Below are 18,600 nucleotides of genomic sequence, written 5' to 3' on the forward strand. Positions count from 1 at the left end.
TATTTTAATAGTTAACTTTAATAGTTAACTATTTTTTATAGTTTTATACTAATAAATTCTTACAATAATTATGTATAGTTAAGTTTTTTGTAGGTAAAAGGTGTAATTAACAATATTATTCTACCAAACTTATTAGACTTTGGCTTAATCAGCACAATTCTAAAATAATGACTCATATTGTTTCTAAGAGTCATATATTCGCGCGTCAATACACCAGCGCCTTTAGTATTATCTCTATCTTCTAAGTAAAGTGTGTGTACATTGAAATTTTCTAAAATAGTCTTGACCATATTCATAATATAAGGATCATTGACTGGTCATTGCTCTTGGAATACAAAAACATAATATTTATCATAAACTCTATCCATAACACATAAAGCAGTATTATCGCCTCCAATCAATACTAAACGCTGGATCTAAATATGCTATTGAACTGGTAAACACATAATCTTGAGTAACATTAATTTGTGTGAAAATTGAATCAGTACTTGCTATCCACTCTGCTAGCAAAACTCTTGCATTGTATGCTGGTATATCTTTACAGAGTTTCTCTTGAGTTTTGATAAATTCTTTACTTAGTAGAACATTATCGCAAGTTGTAAAATTATATGTCTTAAAAGTTGCTACATTATCAATATAATCGGTTTTAAAATAATGTTCTGGATGGTCCCCGGATTGGGTATCAAAAATAATAGTTTCTTGCGCGCACCTAAGTCTTTTCAATACCTCCTCTAAAGTTTGCTTGTATAAAGTAGTAGCCTCATTTACAAAAATAAGTGCTGAATTACTACCCCTAAATCTTTCAAAATCACTTGCCTTGTCCCCACCATATAAATTAATGCGCAGTGAATCAATCGGTATATATGAATTATTCCTATGTCTGGAAATATAAGGAATTTTAAGAAGTTTGCACAGCTTTTCAAATTGCCCCAAAACATTAACTTCAACTGAACGTTGAGAATTCCCTATGATGAAATTATTCGTATCACTGGAGTATAACTTTTTATTTGCAAATAAACTCTTGAGAAAAAGATAACATGAAAGATACGTTTTGCCGCTAGCTATACCACCACTGAATATAATTTTCTTTTCGTTGTTCTTTTGAATACTTTTTATCACCCTATTTTGCTTTGCGGTTAAATATTTCTCTTCAAACTGAGCAAAATTAACCAAAGAGTTTGTTGATCCAAAAAATTTAAATATATTAACTCCAAACTGATTTTTGCATTGCTTTTGAAGTGTTATAAAAAATTTTGTTTGGTATAAATTCATTTGTATCCTTTACTAATTTTGTAATTACTTTTACTCTCAACTTCATGAGCAGAAGTTAGCTTTTTCATACATTCATAGTAAAGCTCCGTTTCCCTTATTGAACACTCCTTTATGAGGTCATTAAACTCGCTTTTTAACAAACTGATTCTTTCATTAACACCATTTTTCTTGTTACATTTTTTAGTTAAAAAAGTAATTTCGGATTGTAAATCTTCTATTTTTAAATGCATGTTGGCAAGTTCAATGCTTGCATATTGTTTAAATGCTCGTATAAATCCTAATTCTAAATTAGACGCTCTAAGTCCAATTCTCCCTTAATTTTTCTAGCTTTAGCCTATGATTTAAAAGTTTGGGCTACAAGGTGTTCAAAAGTATCTTCACTAATTGCTACTCTGGAATTCTAGTCAACAGAAGTTTCCCCACTCTCCCATTTTTGTCTCATCCTCCACGCATTTACTCTAGGAACTCCAAGTTTAACTGCTATTTCTCCATCATTTAAGGATCTTTCTCTAAAGTACGCAACATAATCATAAAAAGACCTTTTAACTTTTTTCAAAAAATTTCTATAAAGTAACAAAATTAACAAATTGTTACTCTAAATAGTAAAGCAATTTCATAGATTATTAACATAAACTGACAACTTCTTAATAACTATTGACGGATGCTTAATATTTATGTTTTTTTAGATATTTATCTCTCAAAAATTCTTTGATAAATTCTTTTCTGAGTTCTAAAGTGTCATTTATTACTTCATCAATACTTTTTCCTGTTTTTTTTTATGTATTCCTGTATTGCTTTATAATTTTTGTATATACGTCTTTTTTGCCTCATAGTTGGTTGATCAGTTCTATAAAGCCTAGGTATTGCCTTTTTTGATTTTTGATCTAAATTATCATAAAAATCTGAAACTTTATTAGCATGCATATTATCTGTATAACAATACAGCAAAAACACAATATCCTGAACAATAATTTTTGTCATTTTTAGTTAAAAAATATCTTAAATACAAAAACAAGTCTGGTTATCGGCCTTGTTTTTGTATAATTTTTACTATCAAAAACCATTTTTTATTATTTTTTATCGTCTAGATTTTTAAGCTCTTCTTTAATATTTTCAATCGCATCATCTATAACTTTTTTTGAAAACTTATCAGTATCAGTACCATCATTAGTAGAATAACTTCCATTTAAACCTAATTTTTTAGCATACAGAAAAGCTTCTTGTCCGATCTTGCCTTGATTTTTAACTTTATCAGCATTTTCAGTTACTGATTCAACTTGTTTTTTAAACTCTTCAAATTTCTTTTTAGCCTCTTCTAATTCTTTTTTTCTATCCTCTTTTGTCTTTTTTGAGCTATCTTTAACCTCCTTTAATTCTTTTATTTTTCCTTCAATCTCTTTTTTTAATTGCGGATCTCCATTAACACCTTGAGCTACTTGCTCTTGTGGTCCATCAGCTTGCATTAGTTCTTTAAATTTTGAAGAAACTTCTGATCCGAAGTTTTTAAGACCCCCAACCAACTCTTCTTTTTTTGTATCTAAAAATCCCTTAACTTGTTCTTTTACATTATGTTTTAAATCTTCACCACTTGCATAATTCTTGCAAGAAATTATCAGTGCAAAAACAACACAAACAATTATCATTATTATTTTTTCATTCATAAGTTACTCCGTAAACCTAAAAATAATTCAACCCCCAATAATTACAATTTTTTTAACGACTTAAATATCTAATTTTGTTACATTTCAAATTACATAGCAACAAAACTAAAATGTAATTTTAATCAACTCTCAAAAATCTCCCCATTGCAAGTAGCCAACTCATTGCAAAAGATCACAAAACACATACAAATCAAATTTCAGAGTCTTTGCTATATGTTAGATAAAGCATGTAGTCTTTTTTTTTTCTTATCCGACCCCCTTTAAAATTGCCACTTCTGTTTATTACAGCTACTCTACATTCCAAATTCCACATGCAATGATAGACACCAAAATTTGACTAAAATTTTTTGTTTTTGATAAAATGTAAAATGAAATTTTTATCTATTTTTATTACTTTTACTTAATTCAAAAGTAATACTTTTAAGGAGCCAATTCTATGAACATGAACAATTATCTTAATTCAAATAAAGACACTTCGAATTTTTTTCTCAAACTATTAAAAGATTATCAAAAGGCAACTGATGAAAATAAAATTCTTAAAAATTCTATAAAAAATTCAACTAAAAGTAAAAAAGAAAATCTAAAGCCTAAGCCCAAGTTCTACTTAACTCCAAAAACCAGCAAATTAATCGTAAAATCTATCAAACAATTAAAACAAATTGATCCGATATCTGGTTGGTTCGTACATTTACTTTTAATAAGTGGCTGTAGGGGCACTGAAATTCAAAAAGTAAAAATGCAAGATATTACCCGGTTATCAAATAAAACTGGAGAAACTTTTTACAATATAAAAGTAAATGTAGCAAAAAAAAGAAGTGTCACTTGTATTAGAGAAATTGTTATTGACTCTAAGGAGTTTGACGCTATTCAAATAGCTCACAAGAATCATTTTAAAGAAAAAAATCTTGATACAAGAAGAACTTATCTTTTCCAAAAAACCAAACATATATTTAAAGAGAATCAAATTAGCATTATCAATATTTCTAAAAAATTCAAAAATCTTCTTAAAAAATCGGGATTTAAAGCAAACAAATCGCTTCATTTATGTAGAAATTTGTTTATTTCAAATTCATTAGCAGCACCAAAGTAGCCAAAAGATTCATACCTCACACTACTCCTAATTCCGTAGTAATTAAGTACTATACAAGGATCATTAATAAAAAACAATTTTTCTTAATGTACCCGAGTCCTAAAAATCTGCGATACGCCACATTTATTCCAAAAGCATTAAATTCAATATTCTTCAACATATTTGTATAATAATGCAAGTATAAAAAATAACACCCCCATCTTTGTATCTCTCCAAGTAAACTCCTATTTTTTTGTTTTATTTTACTAATAAGCATTAATTAATCCTCCAGTGTTAAATATTTTTTTAATTTTTTTAGTGCCCCCATTCAAAAGGGGACGCTATTTGCATACGACATATTGCTCATATTCCTAGGCAAGTAAAATTTATTATTTGTTGTCGAAAGTTCCGTAAATCTATCTGCTATTGCCCTTTTCTTAGGATCATAATTAAACACAAATTGTTTGAATCTGTAATTTACATGATTCATTAGTAGATATTTATCTAAAATTTCATCGATTTTAATTTTAATCTGTTCTTTAATAGGTTTTTCTCTCCTTTTGTTTTCATTTTGAATTTTATCTAGTTCTGATTTTAGATTGTCAATCTCAATCAGCTTACACTCAAGATTAACAGCAGACTCATCAGTTTTAATCTCAAAGTCAATGCCACTCAACATACTCTACAAATTCATTTATCCAGTCAAACTCAACTCCAGATCGATAAAAATCACTCTTTAATACCAATTCCTCAATATCTTCAATAAGATTTATAAACGTATCATTATCATAATCACTTGCAATTAATAAATTAGCCCCCATTCTTTTCAAGAATTTCATTTCTTAAATCGAAAACTTCCTGTTCACATTTTTGAACAAATTCTAAAACTTTTGATATCAAAGAATTATTTCTCTTTATCCTAAAGTTCACCGGTGCAACATCTATTAAGAAGAATAAATTACAATACTCAAGTTCCAGTACATGCTAGCTGAATTTGTGCCTGCACATAGTATTTGAAAAAATACTTACTACTTAAAAAATTGCCATTTTTATTGTACTCAGCTATAGCACTACTCATATAATTAGAATAGCTACTCTTAATCTCTAAAAGCTCTAAATCACCATCCTTATTTATAAACCATCAATCAATTGTTGAACCCACTAAAGTTGCTGAACCGCGAATTTTTTTGAAATAGTTATATTTATCAACACCGTTGGCATATTTATTTTTATACTAAACATTAATATTATCGCCGTGAGCTTTAACAAACTCTCTCAATCCTAGATTTTCCAACTCTTTACCCTTGAACATATACAAATTCTCTTCAAAAGGCATACTCATACCAAAATATTTAAGCACTCGGTTTATCATCAAGTCTTTTAATCCAATAGATAACGTAAAAAATGAACTTAATGCAAAAATAGATAGTGTAAATAATAAGATTGATTTCGTAGAAAAGAATTTGGAAACTAAAATTGATAGTGTAAACAATAAGATTGATATTGTAGGGAAGAATTTAGAAAAAGATATATCTATTTTAAATACCAAGATTGACATTGAAGTAAAATTTTACGCAAAGATCTTAATATGGGAAACAGATTAATACATTTTATGATATTAACAGCAGCAATTCTTGAACCAATTTTAAATGCTTTATTTATGAAATATTTACAATTTATTAAATAATAAGATAATGCACAATTTACTTTTTAGTCATGTTATTAGAAAAATAACATGACTAAAAAGTAATATTATATTTTTGATTTGTTTTAAATTAGAACTCATTTAAATTTTATAACCAAAGAATTTTAATGAGTTCTTTTTTTGTAAAAAGACAAATTGATTTTAATTCTAAATTGGCAGCCAAACTTAACTTTTAAAAAACTTGACAAAAATTATTTTTACTATATTATTTTGTCAAATAATGTTGATTGCAAAATATCAGCTCAAAGGTTAATTTATTTAGCATTTCCCAAAAATTATTAGTTGGAATTTATTGAATTTCTTTCGCAAGAGAGTTTCGATAAATTCTCCATATTGTTATTTACAAGAAATTTTGTGTAAAGTTGACAAAAATAGTTTTTGCTATACTATATATAACTAATAAAATTACTGTTATAGTACAATTTTCAAAAAAATAATATAAGGGTTTAGCTTAGTTCTTTTAGTAGAGAATCTAGCTAAGCTTTATTTTTTTGCAAAAATTTTTGTTAAAAACTTGGCAAAAAAGTTTTTGCTTTAATGTTGTTATTAACATTAAAGGAGGATGACTATTATGTCACACACAAATAATAATTTAAATATTCAAGATAATATGCAAAATGGAGGATTCCACATGATGCATTCTGATTAACAAAGTTTTATTGGATGTGAAGTGTTTGAGGAAAAAGCTCTTCCCATTAAAAAAAAGCAAATTAAGCAAGATAGGTAAAAAATTACCAGGAATAAGCAGTCAAGAATGTTTCAGGTTTAATCGAAATATTGATTTTAGTGTGCAGAGAAACAAACTTGATAAATACGGAACTAGTGAAGTGGGTACTGTTCTAATTGGTGGAGCTGAAGTATCTAAACTATCTATTTTGGTATTTAAACTCTTTTCAACATTATCTATCTTAACGTCTAAATTAGATATATCTTTTAGCAAATTCTTTTCTACATCAATTATTTTCTCTTTTAAATATTCAAAGTTGTAATTATCATTATAAAGAAAAACAAAATCTATCGCCTCCTCACTAAACCCTATGTTTAAAAATTCATTTTTAATACTTTCTATGTTATATGTTCTGTACGCTAAATTGTTCATAAAATCTTCTTACTATCCTTTTAATTGCTTGTATTCCTTCATAATTCTTTTAATTATTTCTTTTTCATCACTAAATAATTTATCTAATAAAAACCCCGTGAATTTAGAATTACTTTTGTAAAAATCGTAACTTTCTTGCTTTTTAAGTTGAAATCTTAAAGGTTTTATTGGATTTTGATTAGATTTTTTAATGATATTACTGCCTTCCAATTGCTTAATTGCTTTTTCAATACCATTATTAGCAATAAAATTGTAGTCAATAATGCCTTTTTCTACACCAGACACTATTTTTATATACTTATATGCTTGAGATTTAGCGATTTTAAAATTAGCTAAAAAACTATAAAAATTCTTATATCCATCCAAAATATACAATTTTTTTTGATTAATTGTGTTCAATATTTTTGCTGTTTCTATTTTATTATAAATGTCATCTATTGTTAGAGTTTTTAATTTATCTTTCAATCTCAAATATTCCTCTTTATGAATTTCTTCTAATGACTCCATTTTAGAAATATTTTCCTTTATATCCACTCTTTTGGTTATTATCATTTTATTTTTAACACTCATTCAAGCTCCTTATTTGTCCATTACTGGATTAAATTATATTTGTTATTTATTTTTAACATTTTTTTTAAAGATTTTTCATATTCTTGATAATAATCTGTTTTTGAAGAAAATTCTTTTCTATAAAACAGCGCTTTTTTGATATCATCTCTTTTAGGAATAACTCCTATTAGATTTTCTTTATACCTATTTTCTAAATTAAATATTATTTCCTTGTCAATGTTTTGCCTTTCTAAAGCTCCCGTCACTAAAAAGTAAGGCGTAATATCGTTTCTATAAACTTTATTTATTGCATCTAATATTAGATCTATACTTTCAACTGCCCATAGATCAGAATTAATTGGTATTATTAAATAATTGGTAATTACCAACGCATTGTTTAAAAGATGTCCTAAACTGGGATTTGTATCAATTATTACATAATCATATTTAGATTTAACAGCTAAAAGTCTTTTTTCTAAAAAATTGTCTTGCAATGGTATACTTTCTGAATTAAAAACGGATAATTCTAATGAACTAGGAATTATATCTAAATAATTAGATACTGTAAAAATGCAATTTTCTATGTATTTCCTTTGTTTGAAAACTTCATAAAGATTGTAATTTTCAACATCTACATTTTGTTCTTTTAATTTAAATAAAAAGTAACTCGTTATACTAGCTTGTGGATCACTATCAACTATCAATACTTTATATTTTTCTTTAGCTAGTATATTGCTATAAAACAAAACGCTGGTACTTTTGCCAACACCGCCTTTAATTGACGCAATTGTTATTATTTTAGGTTTTTTATTATCCATTTCGTTAGTGGTCCTTGTTCTGGGTATTTTTTCCCATAAAATTCATATATCTGTTTTTCTAAATCTGTAAACATACTAAATAATATCTTATTGTAGTGATTATTCATTCTCTCTTTATATAATAAGCGGTACAATCCCTTGAAATAAAAAAACACGCTACCTGCTTTAAATTTAACTTCCATATAATATGCCCTTGCAAAGCCGTAGGATTTTCTAGTTCCGTTTTTTTCATACTTTATAATTGCCTTTTTTATTGGTTTTCTAAACCCGTAAAAAATTCCTAAAAACTTATCTCCTTCTTTAATGGGATAAAGATGAGTCTCTTCAACAATTCTTTCTCCATTAAACAAGGCTCTCAGTGATACCCGAAATTCATGTTTTTTCTCATAAACCCCAAATTTATAAACATCTATCATTATTTTTGTATGGTACATTGCTTTACCATTTTCTTTTTGAATCAAAATAAACCGTTCTTTATTTTTGCATTCAACCTTGCATTTTCCTTTTTTTATAGGTTCTGGCACATTTTCCATATTAAATCCTCATACAACTTCTTTTAATATTGAAGAATTATTTTCATTTTGTATTATTTCTAATAATTCATAATTATATGTATCAAATACTTTATTATATTCTAATTTCTTTTTGCTATTCAAATATGTTTTTATAATTGGCTTTATAATTTCAATATTCGCCTTTTCTTTTAGCCGTTCAATAAGTATATTGAAAATGTTTGTCTTTAAATTCTCATAATATTTTTGGAGATTTTCTTTTTTTATTTCAATTATTTTTTCTAATTTGAATGTTATTTTGCCTAAATCGTTATATTTTTGATTTTCAATAATAAAATGGGATTTATTTTTGTAAATTTCATATATTTTTTGAATATTTGCTTCCAATTGTTTGGTGTTATATCCATTTTTTGCAAATTTCAAATATAGGTAGTCGAAAATGTCAATATTTAAACAACTACGCTGTTTGTAGTGTAGCCCAATTTAAAATTAAAATCAAATTATTTTCTGTAATTTACAAAAAAATGAGGGCTTAGCTAGATTCTCTTGTTAAAGAACTAAGCTAAACCCTTACATTACATTTTTTGCAAATTAACATTAAAGGTAGGTAAACATATGAAATGTTTCGCTACGTTATTTGTAGTGTATCCCAATTTAAAATTAAAATCAAATTATTTTCTGTAATTTACAAAAAGTGTATTTTATTAACAAAATTAATAATTAAAATTTAATATTTTTTTGAAAAGTATTTACTTTTAATTCAAAATTTTGCATTATATTATTAATTATTATTAAACATTAAAGGAGAAAACTTATGATAAAAGTTTCAAACAATAAAAAAAGTCCAAATTACCTCAACAAATTACAAAATAAATTAATAGTTCTTACTTCAACACTTAATTACGTAAACAAGAAATATCCAAAATATACACAAAAAACCATACTCTATTACTTTAATGAAAATCTAAAAAGAAATGGTCAAGCTCCTACTACATTAAGAACATTGCAAAAATATCTTTACAAATTAGAAAAAGAAATAAAAGTAACAACAAACTACTACCAACATATGGGGGTAAATTGTGGGACTGAAATTTACTATCACCTCAATTGTGAAAAAAATGAATGCCACTTTAAAATCAACCAATATTTTCAAGAAAAAACACACTCTAGATTTACATCAAGAGTTAATAACTATCTTAAAGACAAATCTCTAAAAAAGGGTAATGTAGAGTTGGAGAAATGTTTATGTAATAAAAATAATAAAAAAGAAGAAGAAAGTAATAATAAGATAGAAAAGTTTCAAATAATAAACTATTTCAATAAATGCAACTTTAAAAGTAAAGAAATTCTTCAAATTTTATTAAATTTAGATATTAGTAAAGATAAAAAAATTGAAATAATTAAAGCTTTAAAGAGATTTGAAATTAAAACAATAAAAAGTAAAAATATACATTTTAACAAAAATTCTTTTAAAGAAAAGCAAAAAAAATTGAAAGAAATTTTAGAAAATACCAAAAAACAATTAGAAAAAAACGGATACAATGCTGAACAATTAGAAACAGAATTTAAAAAAATATATGAAAACTACAAAAATAAGCCGCATTTTATTATTGAAAATCAAAAATATAACGATTTAGGCAAAATAACATTCAAATTAGAAAAAATAATTGAAATAAAAAAAGAAAATCTCCAAAAAGATTATGAGAATTTAAAGACAAACATTTTCAATATACTTATTGAACGGCTAAAAGAAAAGGCGAATATTGAAATTATAAAGCCTGTCATAAAAACATATTTGAATAGCAAAAAGAAATTAGAATATAATAAAGTATTTGATACATATAATTATGAATTATTAGAAATAATACAAAATGAAAATAATTCTTCAATATTAAAAGAAGTTGTATGAGGATTTAATATGGAAAATGCGCCAGAACCTATAAAAAAAGGAAAATGCAAGGTTGAATGCAAAAATAAAGAACGGTTTATTTTGATTCAAAAAGAAAATGGTAAAGCAATGTACCATACAAAAATAATGATGGATGTTTATAAATTTGGAGTTTATGAGAAAAAACATGAATTTCGGGTATCACTGAGAGCCTTGTTTAATGGAGAAAGAATTGTTGAAGAGACTCATCTTTATCCCATTAAAGAAGGAGATAAGTTTTTAGGAATTTTTTACGGGTTTAGAAAACCAATAAAAAAGGCAATTATAAAGTATGAAAAAAATGGAACTAGAAAATCCTACGGCTTTGCAAGGGCATATTATATGGAAGTTAGATTTAAAGCAGGTAGCGTGTTTTTTTATTTCAAGGGATTGTACCGCTTATTATATAAAGAGAGAATGAATAATCACTACAATAAGATATTATTTAGTATGTTTACAGATTTAGAAAAACAGATATATGAATTTTATGGGAAAAAATACCCAGAACAAGGACCACTAACGAAATGGATAATAAAAAACCTAAAATAATAACAATTGCGTCAATTAAAGGCGGTGTTGGCAAAAGTACCAGCGTTTTGTTTTATAGCAATATACTAGCTAAAGAAAAATATAAAGTATTGATAGTTGATAGTGATCCACAAGCTAGTATAACGAGTTACTTTTTATTTAAATTAAAAGAACAAAATGTAGATGTTGAAAATTACAATCTTTATGAAGTTTTCAAACAAAGGAAATACATAGAAAATTGCATTTTTACAGTATCTAATTATTTAGATATAATTCCTAGTTCATTAGAATTATCCGTTTTTAATTCAGAAAGTATACCATTGCAAGACAATCTTTTAGAAAAAAGACTTTTAGCTGTTAAATCTAAATATGATTATGTAATAATTGATACAAATCCCAGTTTAGGACATCTTTTAAACAATGCGTTGGTAATTACCAATTATTTAATAATACCAATTAATTCTGATCTATGGGCAGTTGAAAGTATAGATCTAATATTAGATGCAATAAATAAAGTTTATAGAAACGATATTACGCCTTACTTTTTAGTGACGGGAGCTTTAGAAAGGCAAAACATTGACAAGGAAATAATATTTAATTTAGAAAATAGGTATAAAGAAAATCTAATAGGAGTTATTCCTAAAAGAGATGATATCAAAAAAGCGCTGTTTTATAGAAAAGAATTTTCTTCAAAAACAGATTATTATCAAGAATATGAAAAATCTTTAAAAAAAATGTTAAAAATAAATAACAAATATAATTTAATCCAGTAATGGACAAATAAGGAGCTTGAATGAGTGTTAAAAATAAAATGATAATAACCAAAAGAGTGGATATAAAGGAAAATATTTCTAAAATGGAGTCATTAGAAGAAATTCATAAAGAGGAATATTTGAGATTGAAAGATAAATTAAAAACTCTAACAATAGATGACATTTATAATAAAATAGAAACAGCAAAAATATTGAACACAATTAATCAAAAAAAATTGTATATTTTGGATGGATATAAGAATTTTTATAGTTTTTTAGCTAATTTTAAAATCGCTAAATCTCAAGCATATAAGTATATAAAAATAGTGTCTGGTGTAGAAAAAGGCATTATTGACTACAATTTTATTGCTAATAATGGTATTGAAAAAGCAATTAAGCAATTGGAAGGCAGTAATATCATTAAAAATCTAATCAAAATCCAATAAAACCTTTAAGATTTCAACTTAAAAAGCAAGAAAGTTACGATTTTTACAAAAGTAATTCTAAATTCACGGGGTTTTTATTAGATAAATTATTTAGCGATGAAAAAGAAATAATTAAAAGAATTATGAAGGAATACAAGCAATTAAAAGGATAGTAAGAAGATTTTATGAACAATTTAGCGTACAGAACATATAACATAGAAAGTATTAAAAATGAATTTTTAAACATAGGGTTTAGTGAGGAGGCGATAGATTTTGTTTTTCTTTATAATGATAATTACAACTTTGAATATTTAAAAGAGAAAATAATTGATGTAGAAAAGAATTTGCTAAAAGATATATCTAATTTAGACGTTAAGATAGATAATGTTGAAAAGAGTTTAAATACCAAAATAGATAGTTTAGATACTTCAGCTCCACCAATTAGAACAGTACCCACTTCACTAGTTCCGTATTTATCAAGTTTGTTTCTCTGCACACTAAAATCAATATTTCGATTAAACCTGAAACATTCTTGACTGCTTATTCCTGGTAATTTTTTACCTATCTTGCTTAATTTGCTTTTTTTTTAATGGGAAGAGCTTTTTCCTCAAACACTTCACATCCAATAAAACTTTGTTAATCAGAATGCATCATGTGGAATCCTCCATTTTGCATATTATCTTGAATATTTAAATTATTATTTGTGTGTGACATAATAGTCATCCTCCTTTAATGTTAATAACAACATTAAAGCAAAAACTTTTTTGCCAAGTTTTTAACAAAAATTTTTGCAAAAAAATAAAGCTTAGCTAGATTCTCTACTAAAAGAACTAAGCTAAACCCTTATATTATTTTTTTGAAAATTGTACTATAACAATAATTTTATTAGTTATATATAGTATAGCAAAAACTATTTTTGTCAACTTTACACAAAATTTCTTGTAAATAACAATATGGAGAATTTATCGAAACTCTCTTGCGAAAGAAATTCAATAAATTCCAACTAATAATTTTTGGGAAATGCTAAATAAATTAACCTTTGAGCTGATATTTTGCAATCAACATTATTTGACAAAATAATATAGTAAAAATAATTTTTGTCAAGTTTTTTAAAAGTTAAGTTTGGCTGCCAATTTAGAATTAAAATCAATTTGTCTTTTTACAAAAAAAGAACTCATTAAAATTCTTTGGTTATAAAATTTAAATGATTTCTAATTTAAAACAAATCAAAAATATAATATTACTTTTTAGTCATGTTATTTTTCTAATAACATGACTAAAAAGTAAATTGTGCATTATCTTATTATTTAATAAATTGTAAATATTTCATAAATAAAGCATTTAAAATTGGTTCAAGAATTGCTGCTGTTAATATCATAAAATGTATTAATCTGTTTCCCATATTAAGATCTTTGCGTAAAATTTTACTTCAATGTCAATCTTGGTATTTAAAATAGATATATCTTTTTCTAAATTCTTCCCTACAATATCAATCTTATTGTTTACACTATCTATTTTTGCATTAAGTTCATTTTTTACGTTATCTATTGGATTAAAAGACTTGATGATAAACAGAGTGCTTAAATATTTTGGTATGAGTATGCCTTTTGAAGAGAATTTGTATATGTTCAAGGGTAAAGAGTTGGAAAATCTAGGATTGAGAGAGTTTGTTAAAGCTCACGGCGATAATATTAATGTTTAGTATAAAAATAAATATGCCAACGGTGTTGATAAATATAACTATTTCAAAAAAATTCGCGGTTCAGCAACTTTAGTGGGTTCAACAATTGATTGATGGTTTATAAATAAGGATGGTGATTTAGAGCTTTTAGAGATTAAGAGTAGCTATTCTAATTATATGAGTAGTGCTATAGCTGAGTACAATAAAAATGGCAATTTTTTAAGTAGTAAGTATTTTTTCAAATACTATGTGCAGGCACAAATGCAGCTAGCATGTACTGGACTTGAGTATTGTAATTTATTCTTCTTAATAGATGTTGCACCGGTGAACTGTAGGATAAAGAGAAATAATTCTTTGATATCAAAAGTTTTAGAATTTGTTCAAAAATGTGAACAGGAAGTTTTCGATTTAAGAAATGAAATTCTTGAAAAGAATGGGTCTAATTTATTAATTGCAAGTGATTATGATAATGATACGTTTATAAATCTTATTGAAGATATTGAGGAATTGGTATTAAAGAGTGATTTTTATCGATCTGGAGTTGAGTTTGACTGGATAAATGAATTTGTAGAGTATGTTGAGTGGCATTGACTTTGAGATTAAAACTGATGAGTCTGCTGTTAATCTTGAGTGTAAGCTGATTGAGATTGACAATCTAAAATCAGAACTAGATAAAATTCAAAATGAAAACAAAAGGAGAGAAAAACCTATTAAAGAACGGATTAAAATTAAAATCGATGAAATTTTAGATAAATATCCACTAATGAATCATGTAAATTACAGATTCAAACAATTTGTGTTTAATTACGATCCTAAGAAAAGGGCAATAGCAGCTAGATTTACGGAACTTTCGACAACAAATAATAAATTTTACTTGCCTAGAGGAATATGAGCAATATGTCGTATGCAAATAGCGTCCCCTTTTGAATGGGGGCACTAAAAAAATTAAAAAAATATTTAACATTGGAGGATTAATTAATGCTTATTAGTAAAATAAAACAAAAAAATAGGAGTTTACTTGGAGAGATACAAAGATGGGGGTGTTATTTTTTATACTTGCATTATTATACAAATATGTTGAAGAATATTGAATTTAATGCTTTTGGAATAAATGTGGCGTATCGCAGATTTTTAGGACTCGGGTACATTAAGAAAAATTGTTTTTTATTAATGATCCTTGTATAGTACTTAATTACTATGGAATTAGGAGTAGTGTGAGGTATGAATCTTCTGGCTACTTTGTGGCTGCTAATGAATTTGAAATAAGTGAAGTTAAAATTATGGGGGTTAATGGATCACACTTTATTGCTACAAAAGAGAAAGAAATATTATATGATTCACTTGATTTAAAGCCCAATGGAAAAGTATTTAAAGTAATTTCAAAGCGTATATTTAAACTTAGATAGTTTTACTACAGCTTTAAGCTATTTTTGATGCACTTATAAGCTTGAATTTTGTTAGCAGAAGAGAGTCCGTAGATATTATCAATTTCATGGGTTGAAGAATATTTCATAAGTTCTTTAATTTGAAAAGAATTGTATCCATTGGATTTTAAATTTGAAACAAACAAATTTCTGCATAAATGAAGTGATTTATCATACAAGATTGATGAATGTTTTGTGGGCTTGGAGAGCCAGCAAAAAAATGTTTGCAATTTTCTTTGCCAATACGTTGAACAAAGAAAAAAAGGCGGTTTACTTGTACCCGTTGAAAGAGGGTGATGTGTTTTACGGAATTTTTTACGGATACAAAAGAATCAAGGGAAATAGGTTTTTTAACGATTACGTGTCTGTTTGTAGATTTTCTAAAAAAAATTTCAAAACTTTCAATAAGGCTTATTACATTGAATTTAGGTTCAAAACGGGAAGTGTATTTCTGTATGTTCATACTATATCTTATTTTGTTGACGGCCGGAATATTCGGTCTATTAGAAAATTGTATAAGAAAATTTTGAAGTTAGAACAAGAAGTGTTCAAGTTTTACTCCAAAGATTTACAGCCCGAAGGAATTATTACGAAGTGGGTTGCAAAAATCAAGCAAAAAAGGGAAGAAATGCTAGATCAAATTGGTAATCTGATCAATCCCCCACCCCATCTGCGTGTACGCAGTCGATTTCGTAAGTTTTGAAAATTTACTATTATTTGGCTGTAATTTGTGTTATACTACACTTAGTAGGTGAGTGATTATGGAATTAGTATTAACAACAAACATTACTGAAGAGCAAATATATAAAGAGTTTCTTCGATTAGGCATGGAACAACTAATAGCACAAGATTTATCTAAAAGATATTATCACAATAAGCTTACGTATAGAGATTTAGAAAATTTAGAAAAACAATTTGGAATAAAGTTTGAGAATCTTGAGTTCAAGATTGAGACCGTAAAGAATGAGCTCAATACTAAGATAGATAATGTAGAAAAAAATTTACAAAAGGATATAGCTAACTTAGACACTAAAATTGATACTGTAGAAAAGAATTTACAAAAGGATATAGCTAACTTAGACACTAAAATTGATACTGTAGAAAAGAATTTAAATGCTAAAATTGATACTGTAGAAAAGAATTTAAATGCTAAGATTGATAATTTGGCACAAAATCTTGATGAAAAATTAAAAATTAATAATCAATTTTTATTAGAAAAAATGGAAATTAATAATCAATTATTATCTAAAAATCTTGACTTGAGCAATAGAGTAATAACTATTATGTCAATAATATTAGTACCTATTGCTATAGCTATTATAGGGCCTTTCATTATTTCGCTAATTGAGGGATTTTTTAACACGAAATAACAAAGAATACTCCACCTATAATTTCTATGAAATTTAGGTGGAGATGAATTTGTAACGTAAGTTAAAATATTGCATAAAGCAGATAGATATTTCCCATCAAGTAAGCTATGCAACAATTGCGGCATTAAAAATACAGCTCTAAAATTAAGTGATACTAGGTGGACTTGTAGTGGCTGCAATACTTTGCATGATAGAGATATAAATGCAGCTCTAAATCTTAAAAGTTATTACAAAGAAATAAAAACTAAGGCAGGAACTGCCTGAAGTTAAGCTTGTGGACCATGCTCTAGTGGATGATCGTTCTTTTAGAACCTAAAAAGCTATCATGGGATGAAACAAGAAGCTATTTCTATATAATCTTTGATTTAGAAATAGTAGTTCACGGAGGTCTAAAGAAACTCTCCTTAATAAGAGAATTTCTTTAGACCTTAATAGAATGTTCTCTTCTATTTAATAACTTTTTTTAAACGACAGCTGGAATCCGTTTATTCCAATATCAAAATTGGGTTCAAAACCCGCAAGGGAAATGCCGAGTTTTTTCCTAAGATCTGCGTTGTATTTATTTGCAAATGTAAATGGAATAATAAGTCCGGTTATGTGGGATACAGCAATTGTGAGGTACCCTATTCCCACAATTGCTGCTCCAGCTATTGCTTGCCCCTGTCCGGTTGCTGTACCAGTAATAATATACCCACTTAATAGAAATATTCCGCCCAATGCTTGAGTTCCAATCAATGCGCTACCACCAATATAATCTCCTTGTACAAAGGACCCTATTCCTAAACTAAAAAAGAAATTCAAAAGGAATGGCGCAAGCACGGTGGCTTTTTCGCTTTCATATTTCAAAGTAGTTGCAATATCCCCAATACCTTTTCCAACTGTATCTTCTGACGCAAAGATTTGTATTGTTAAACTAAAAATTAATATTAAAATGAAGATTTTTTTCATATTAATATTACCTCCTAATAATAAAGTTTTGATAATGTAATATTAGCTCAATTTTGTCTTTTATGTGTGGGAGATGGATTTTTTTCAATATCGTTTGAGTTACTTGAATGTTCTAAGCCGATTTTAACAATTCTTGAGAAAAGATAAAATTGGTATATATTTATATATTTGTAGATTGTTTTAGCAGCAAGGTGGAGAAGGAGTATATATGAGGATTTTGGTTGGTGTTTGCATAATAACATTAGCTTTATTGGGTTGTTATTTGTCTGATAAGCAGGAACAAGCTTTTCAAACTTTTTTTGAGAATTCACAACAAAGTAGTGATATGGATTCTGATGAGATTGTTACTGAAGGCATATTTGCTAATTTAAAATTATATGAGGCTGAGCATCGTTTGTTGATTGATATAAAAGAGACTCTACACACTTTAAGTAGTTTGAAAAATGGTACTCTAGAAATCCCTCCATTGACTGACTATAATGAGGAGTATTTTAATAAATTCTTTTTAAGCTTGGGTTCTGATCGATCTAAAGAATTGATTAAGTTTTTTGGTAGGGTAAAAAATGAGCGGAATGATAGATTTGAACGTGGAGTTTCTTGGCTTTATTCATGTATAAGGGATTTGTATTCTCCAGATGTTAAATATTTTGATTATAATACAAGCGTGTATGCGAATGATGCTGCCTCTAAGCCTACTATTGATGAACAATATTTTTATGATGAAGGAATTTATAAATAAAGGAAGCAATAGAGAACACTTTTTAAGATGATTGCCGGCTATTAATGGAGTTAGTTTTGGGTTAGAGATATTTAAACTTTTAATCTTGAAGGTTAGCTTTTATACTAAAAAAATATAATAT

General features: G+C 26.8%; 14 protein-coding genes and 16 pseudogenes. 14 read left to right on the forward strand and 16 right to left on the reverse strand.

Features of this window, described 5'->3' with window-relative positions:
- Positions 1 to 71: 71 nt before the first annotated feature.
- The 5 genes and pseudogenes from QIA21_RS04965 to QIA21_RS04985 all read right to left on the reverse strand — a co-directional run.
- A pseudogene (locus QIA21_RS04965) lies at positions 72 to 1,272 on the reverse strand (PBSX family phage terminase large subunit); the annotation flags it as partial.
- Positions 1,269 to 1,828, reverse strand: a pseudogene (locus QIA21_RS04970) (DUF603 domain-containing protein). The pseudogenes QIA21_RS04970 and QIA21_RS04965, both read right to left, overlap by 4 nt.
- Before the next feature lie 109 nt (positions 1,829 to 1,937).
- Complete coding sequence (locus QIA21_RS04975) at positions 1,938 to 2,030, reverse strand: hypothetical protein (RefSeq protein ID WP_418905548.1); 93 nt, start codon at positions 2,028 to 2,030, stop codon at positions 1,938 to 1,940.
- Positions 2,026 to 2,253: a DUF643 domain-containing protein gene (locus tag QIA21_RS04980; protein WP_418905535.1), complete on the reverse strand. Its 228-nt coding sequence runs from the start codon at positions 2,251 to 2,253 to the stop codon at positions 2,026 to 2,028. Before QIA21_RS04980 ends, QIA21_RS04975 begins: the two co-directional genes overlap by 5 nt.
- A gap of 89 nt (positions 2,254 to 2,342) precedes the next feature.
- Positions 2,343 to 2,933, reverse strand: coding sequence for an outer surface protein ErpG (locus tag QIA21_RS04985; RefSeq protein WP_418905536.1), 591 nt, complete (start codon positions 2,931 to 2,933; stop codon positions 2,343 to 2,345).
- 436 nt (positions 2,934 to 3,369) lie between these two features.
- Here QIA21_RS04985 and QIA21_RS04990 point away from each other — a divergent pair, with 436 nt between their 5' ends.
- Positions 3,370 to 4,023, forward strand: a complete 654-nt coding sequence (locus QIA21_RS04990) for a site-specific integrase (RefSeq protein WP_418905537.1) — start codon at positions 3,370 to 3,372, stop codon at positions 4,021 to 4,023.
- Here the strand turns inward: QIA21_RS04990 and QIA21_RS04995 are convergent.
- Positions 3,987 to 4,279, reverse strand: a pseudogene (locus tag QIA21_RS04995) (DUF261 family protein); the annotation flags it as partial. The gene QIA21_RS04990 and the pseudogene QIA21_RS04995 overlap by 37 nt on opposite strands.
- Before the next feature lie 51 nt (positions 4,280 to 4,330).
- A pseudogene (locus tag QIA21_RS05000) lies at positions 4,331 to 5,389 on the reverse strand (DUF244 domain-containing protein); the annotation flags it as partial.
- A gap of 1 nt (position 5,390) precedes the next feature.
- Between QIA21_RS05000 and QIA21_RS05005 the strand changes: the two are divergent.
- Together QIA21_RS05005 and QIA21_RS05010 are read left to right on the forward strand one after the other, a co-directional pair.
- A pseudogene (locus tag QIA21_RS05005) lies at positions 5,391 to 5,689 on the forward strand (Bdr family repetitive protein); the annotation flags it as partial.
- Between the two features lie 589 nt (positions 5,690 to 6,278).
- Positions 6,279 to 6,603, forward strand: a pseudogene (locus tag QIA21_RS05010) (DUF244 domain-containing protein); the annotation flags it as partial.
- On the opposite strand, the pseudogene bdr (QIA21_RS05015) reads toward QIA21_RS05010, so the two are convergent.
- The 5 genes and pseudogenes from bdr (QIA21_RS05015) to QIA21_RS05035 all read right to left on the reverse strand — a co-directional run.
- A pseudogene (gene bdr, locus QIA21_RS05015) lies at positions 6,561 to 6,806 on the reverse strand (Bdr family repetitive protein); the annotation flags it as partial. The pseudogenes QIA21_RS05010 and bdr (QIA21_RS05015) sit on opposite strands and share 43 nt — an antisense overlap.
- 12 nt (positions 6,807 to 6,818) lie before the next feature.
- Positions 6,819 to 7,376: a chromosome replication/partitioning protein gene (locus QIA21_RS05020; RefSeq protein WP_418905538.1), complete on the reverse strand. Its 558-nt coding sequence runs from the start codon at positions 7,374 to 7,376 to the stop codon at positions 6,819 to 6,821.
- Positions 7,377 to 7,396: 20 nt separating this feature from the next.
- Entirely contained in the window at positions 7,397 to 8,173 is a 777-nt protein-coding gene (locus tag QIA21_RS05025; protein ID WP_418905539.1) for a ParA family protein, read from the reverse strand.
- Positions 8,149 to 8,706: a DUF226 domain-containing protein gene (locus QIA21_RS05030; RefSeq protein ID WP_418905540.1), complete on the reverse strand. Its 558-nt coding sequence runs from the start codon at positions 8,704 to 8,706 to the stop codon at positions 8,149 to 8,151. Before QIA21_RS05030 ends, QIA21_RS05025 begins: the two co-directional genes overlap by 25 nt.
- Positions 8,707 to 8,715: 9 nt before the next feature.
- Positions 8,716 to 9,102, reverse strand: a pseudogene (locus QIA21_RS05035) (plasmid maintenance protein); the annotation flags it as partial.
- A gap of 397 nt (positions 9,103 to 9,499) precedes the next feature.
- Between QIA21_RS05035 and QIA21_RS05040 the strand changes: the two are divergent.
- The 5 genes and pseudogenes from QIA21_RS05040 to bdr (QIA21_RS05060) all read left to right on the forward strand — a co-directional run.
- Positions 9,500 to 10,594, forward strand: coding sequence for a plasmid maintenance protein (locus QIA21_RS05040; protein WP_418905541.1), 1,095 nt, complete (start codon positions 9,500 to 9,502; stop codon positions 10,592 to 10,594).
- Between the two features lie 9 nt (positions 10,595 to 10,603).
- Positions 10,604 to 11,161: a DUF226 domain-containing protein gene (locus QIA21_RS05045; protein ID WP_418905542.1), complete on the forward strand. Its 558-nt coding sequence runs from the start codon at positions 10,604 to 10,606 to the stop codon at positions 11,159 to 11,161.
- A complete protein-coding gene (locus QIA21_RS05050; protein WP_418905543.1) occupies positions 11,137 to 11,913 on the forward strand; it encodes a ParA family protein in 777 nt (258 codons plus the stop codon). Before QIA21_RS05045 ends, QIA21_RS05050 begins: the two co-directional genes overlap by 25 nt.
- 20 nt (positions 11,914 to 11,933) lie before the next feature.
- Positions 11,934 to 12,490: pseudogene (locus QIA21_RS05055) on the forward strand (chromosome replication/partitioning protein).
- Positions 12,491 to 12,502: 12 nt separating this feature from the next.
- Positions 12,503 to 12,748: pseudogene (bdr, locus tag QIA21_RS05060) on the forward strand (Bdr family repetitive protein); the annotation flags it as partial.
- Here bdr (QIA21_RS05060) and QIA21_RS05065 read toward each other — a convergent pair.
- Together QIA21_RS05065 and QIA21_RS05070 are read right to left on the reverse strand one after the other, a co-directional pair.
- Positions 12,727 to 13,031 (reverse strand): annotated as a pseudogene (locus QIA21_RS05065) (DUF244 domain-containing protein); the annotation flags it as partial. The pseudogenes bdr (QIA21_RS05060) and QIA21_RS05065 overlap by 22 nt on opposite strands.
- 589 nt (positions 13,032 to 13,620) lie before the next feature.
- Positions 13,621 to 13,865: pseudogene (locus QIA21_RS05070) on the reverse strand (Bdr family repetitive protein); the annotation flags it as partial.
- 1 nt (position 13,866) lies between these two features.
- Between QIA21_RS05070 and QIA21_RS05075 the strand changes: the two are divergent.
- Together QIA21_RS05075 and QIA21_RS05080 are read left to right on the forward strand one after the other, a co-directional pair.
- Positions 13,867 to 14,890 (forward strand): annotated as a pseudogene (locus tag QIA21_RS05075) (DUF244 domain-containing protein); the annotation flags it as partial.
- Positions 14,891 to 14,976: 86 nt separating this feature from the next.
- Positions 14,977 to 15,404: pseudogene (locus QIA21_RS05080) on the forward strand (DUF261 domain-containing protein).
- 5 nt (positions 15,405 to 15,409) lie between these two features.
- On the opposite strand, the pseudogene QIA21_RS05085 reads toward QIA21_RS05080, so the two are convergent.
- Positions 15,410 to 15,595 (reverse strand): annotated as a pseudogene (locus tag QIA21_RS05085) (site-specific integrase); the annotation flags it as partial.
- Positions 15,596 to 15,606: 11 nt separating this feature from the next.
- On the opposite strand from QIA21_RS05085, the gene QIA21_RS05090 reads away from it, so the two are divergent.
- From QIA21_RS05090 to QIA21_RS05100, 3 genes and pseudogenes are all read left to right on the forward strand, one after another.
- Complete coding sequence (locus QIA21_RS05090; RefSeq protein WP_418905544.1) at positions 15,607 to 16,125, forward strand: DUF226 domain-containing protein; 519 nt, start codon at positions 15,607 to 15,609, stop codon at positions 16,123 to 16,125.
- 58 nt (positions 16,126 to 16,183) lie between these two features.
- Complete coding sequence (gene bdr, locus QIA21_RS05095; protein ID WP_418905545.1) at positions 16,184 to 16,792, forward strand: Bdr family repetitive protein; 609 nt, start codon at positions 16,184 to 16,186, stop codon at positions 16,790 to 16,792.
- Between the two features lie 69 nt (positions 16,793 to 16,861).
- Positions 16,862 to 17,056 (forward strand): annotated as a pseudogene (locus tag QIA21_RS05100) (zinc ribbon domain-containing protein); the annotation flags it as partial.
- 186 nt (positions 17,057 to 17,242) lie between these two features.
- On the opposite strand, the gene QIA21_RS05105 reads toward QIA21_RS05100, so the two are convergent.
- The gene (locus tag QIA21_RS05105) at positions 17,243 to 17,740 is read right to left on the reverse strand and encodes a P13 family porin (RefSeq protein ID WP_418905546.1); all 498 of its coding nucleotides are present in this window, start codon (positions 17,738 to 17,740) and stop codon (positions 17,243 to 17,245) included.
- A 208-nt stretch (positions 17,741 to 17,948) separates the two neighbouring features.
- Here QIA21_RS05105 and QIA21_RS05110 point away from each other — a divergent pair, with 208 nt between their 5' ends.
- The gene (locus QIA21_RS05110) at positions 17,949 to 18,479 is read left to right on the forward strand and encodes a P52 family lipoprotein (protein WP_418905547.1); all 531 of its coding nucleotides are present in this window, start codon (positions 17,949 to 17,951) and stop codon (positions 18,477 to 18,479) included.
- Positions 18,480 to 18,600 lie beyond the last annotated feature (121 nt).

Source organism: Borreliella japonica, assembly GCF_030438115.2.
Classification (GTDB): domain Bacteria; phylum Spirochaetota; class Spirochaetia; order Borreliales; family Borreliaceae; genus Borreliella; species Borreliella japonica.

Bases quoted from the DNA above. Each gene is read 5' to 3' on its own strand.
- QIA21_RS04980 (WP_418905535.1), bottom strand. From the start codon at position 2,253: ATGACAAAAATTATTGTTCAGGATATTGTGTTTTTGCTGTATTGTTAT.
- QIA21_RS04985 (WP_418905536.1), bottom strand. From the start codon at position 2,933: ATGAATGAAAAAATAATAATGATAATTGTTTGTGTTGTTTTTGCACTG.
- QIA21_RS04990 (WP_418905537.1), top strand. From the start codon at position 3,370: ATGAACATGAACAATTATCTTAATTCAAATAAAGACACTTCGAATTTT.
- QIA21_RS05020 (WP_418905538.1), bottom strand. From the start codon at position 7,376: ATGAGTGTTAAAAATAAAATGATAATAACCAAAAGAGTGGATATAAAG.
- QIA21_RS05025 (WP_418905539.1), bottom strand. From the start codon at position 8,173: ATGGATAATAAAAAACCTAAAATAATAACAATTGCGTCAATTAAAGGC.
- QIA21_RS05030 (WP_418905540.1), bottom strand. From the start codon at position 8,706: ATGGAAAATGTGCCAGAACCTATAAAAAAAGGAAAATGCAAGGTTGAA.
- QIA21_RS05040 (WP_418905541.1), top strand. From the start codon at position 9,500: ATGATAAAAGTTTCAAACAATAAAAAAAGTCCAAATTACCTCAACAAA.
- QIA21_RS05045 (WP_418905542.1), top strand. From the start codon at position 10,604: ATGGAAAATGCGCCAGAACCTATAAAAAAAGGAAAATGCAAGGTTGAA.
- QIA21_RS05050 (WP_418905543.1), top strand. From the start codon at position 11,137: ATGGATAATAAAAAACCTAAAATAATAACAATTGCGTCAATTAAAGGC.
- QIA21_RS05090 (WP_418905544.1), top strand. From the start codon at position 15,607: ATGAATGTTTTGTGGGCTTGGAGAGCCAGCAAAAAAATGTTTGCAATT.
- bdr (WP_418905545.1), top strand. From the start codon at position 16,184: ATGGAATTAGTATTAACAACAAACATTACTGAAGAGCAAATATATAAA.
- QIA21_RS05105 (WP_418905546.1), bottom strand. From the start codon at position 17,740: ATGAAAAAAATCTTCATTTTAATATTAATTTTTAGTTTAACAATACAA.
- QIA21_RS05110 (WP_418905547.1), top strand. From the start codon at position 17,949: ATGAGGATTTTGGTTGGTGTTTGCATAATAACATTAGCTTTATTGGGT.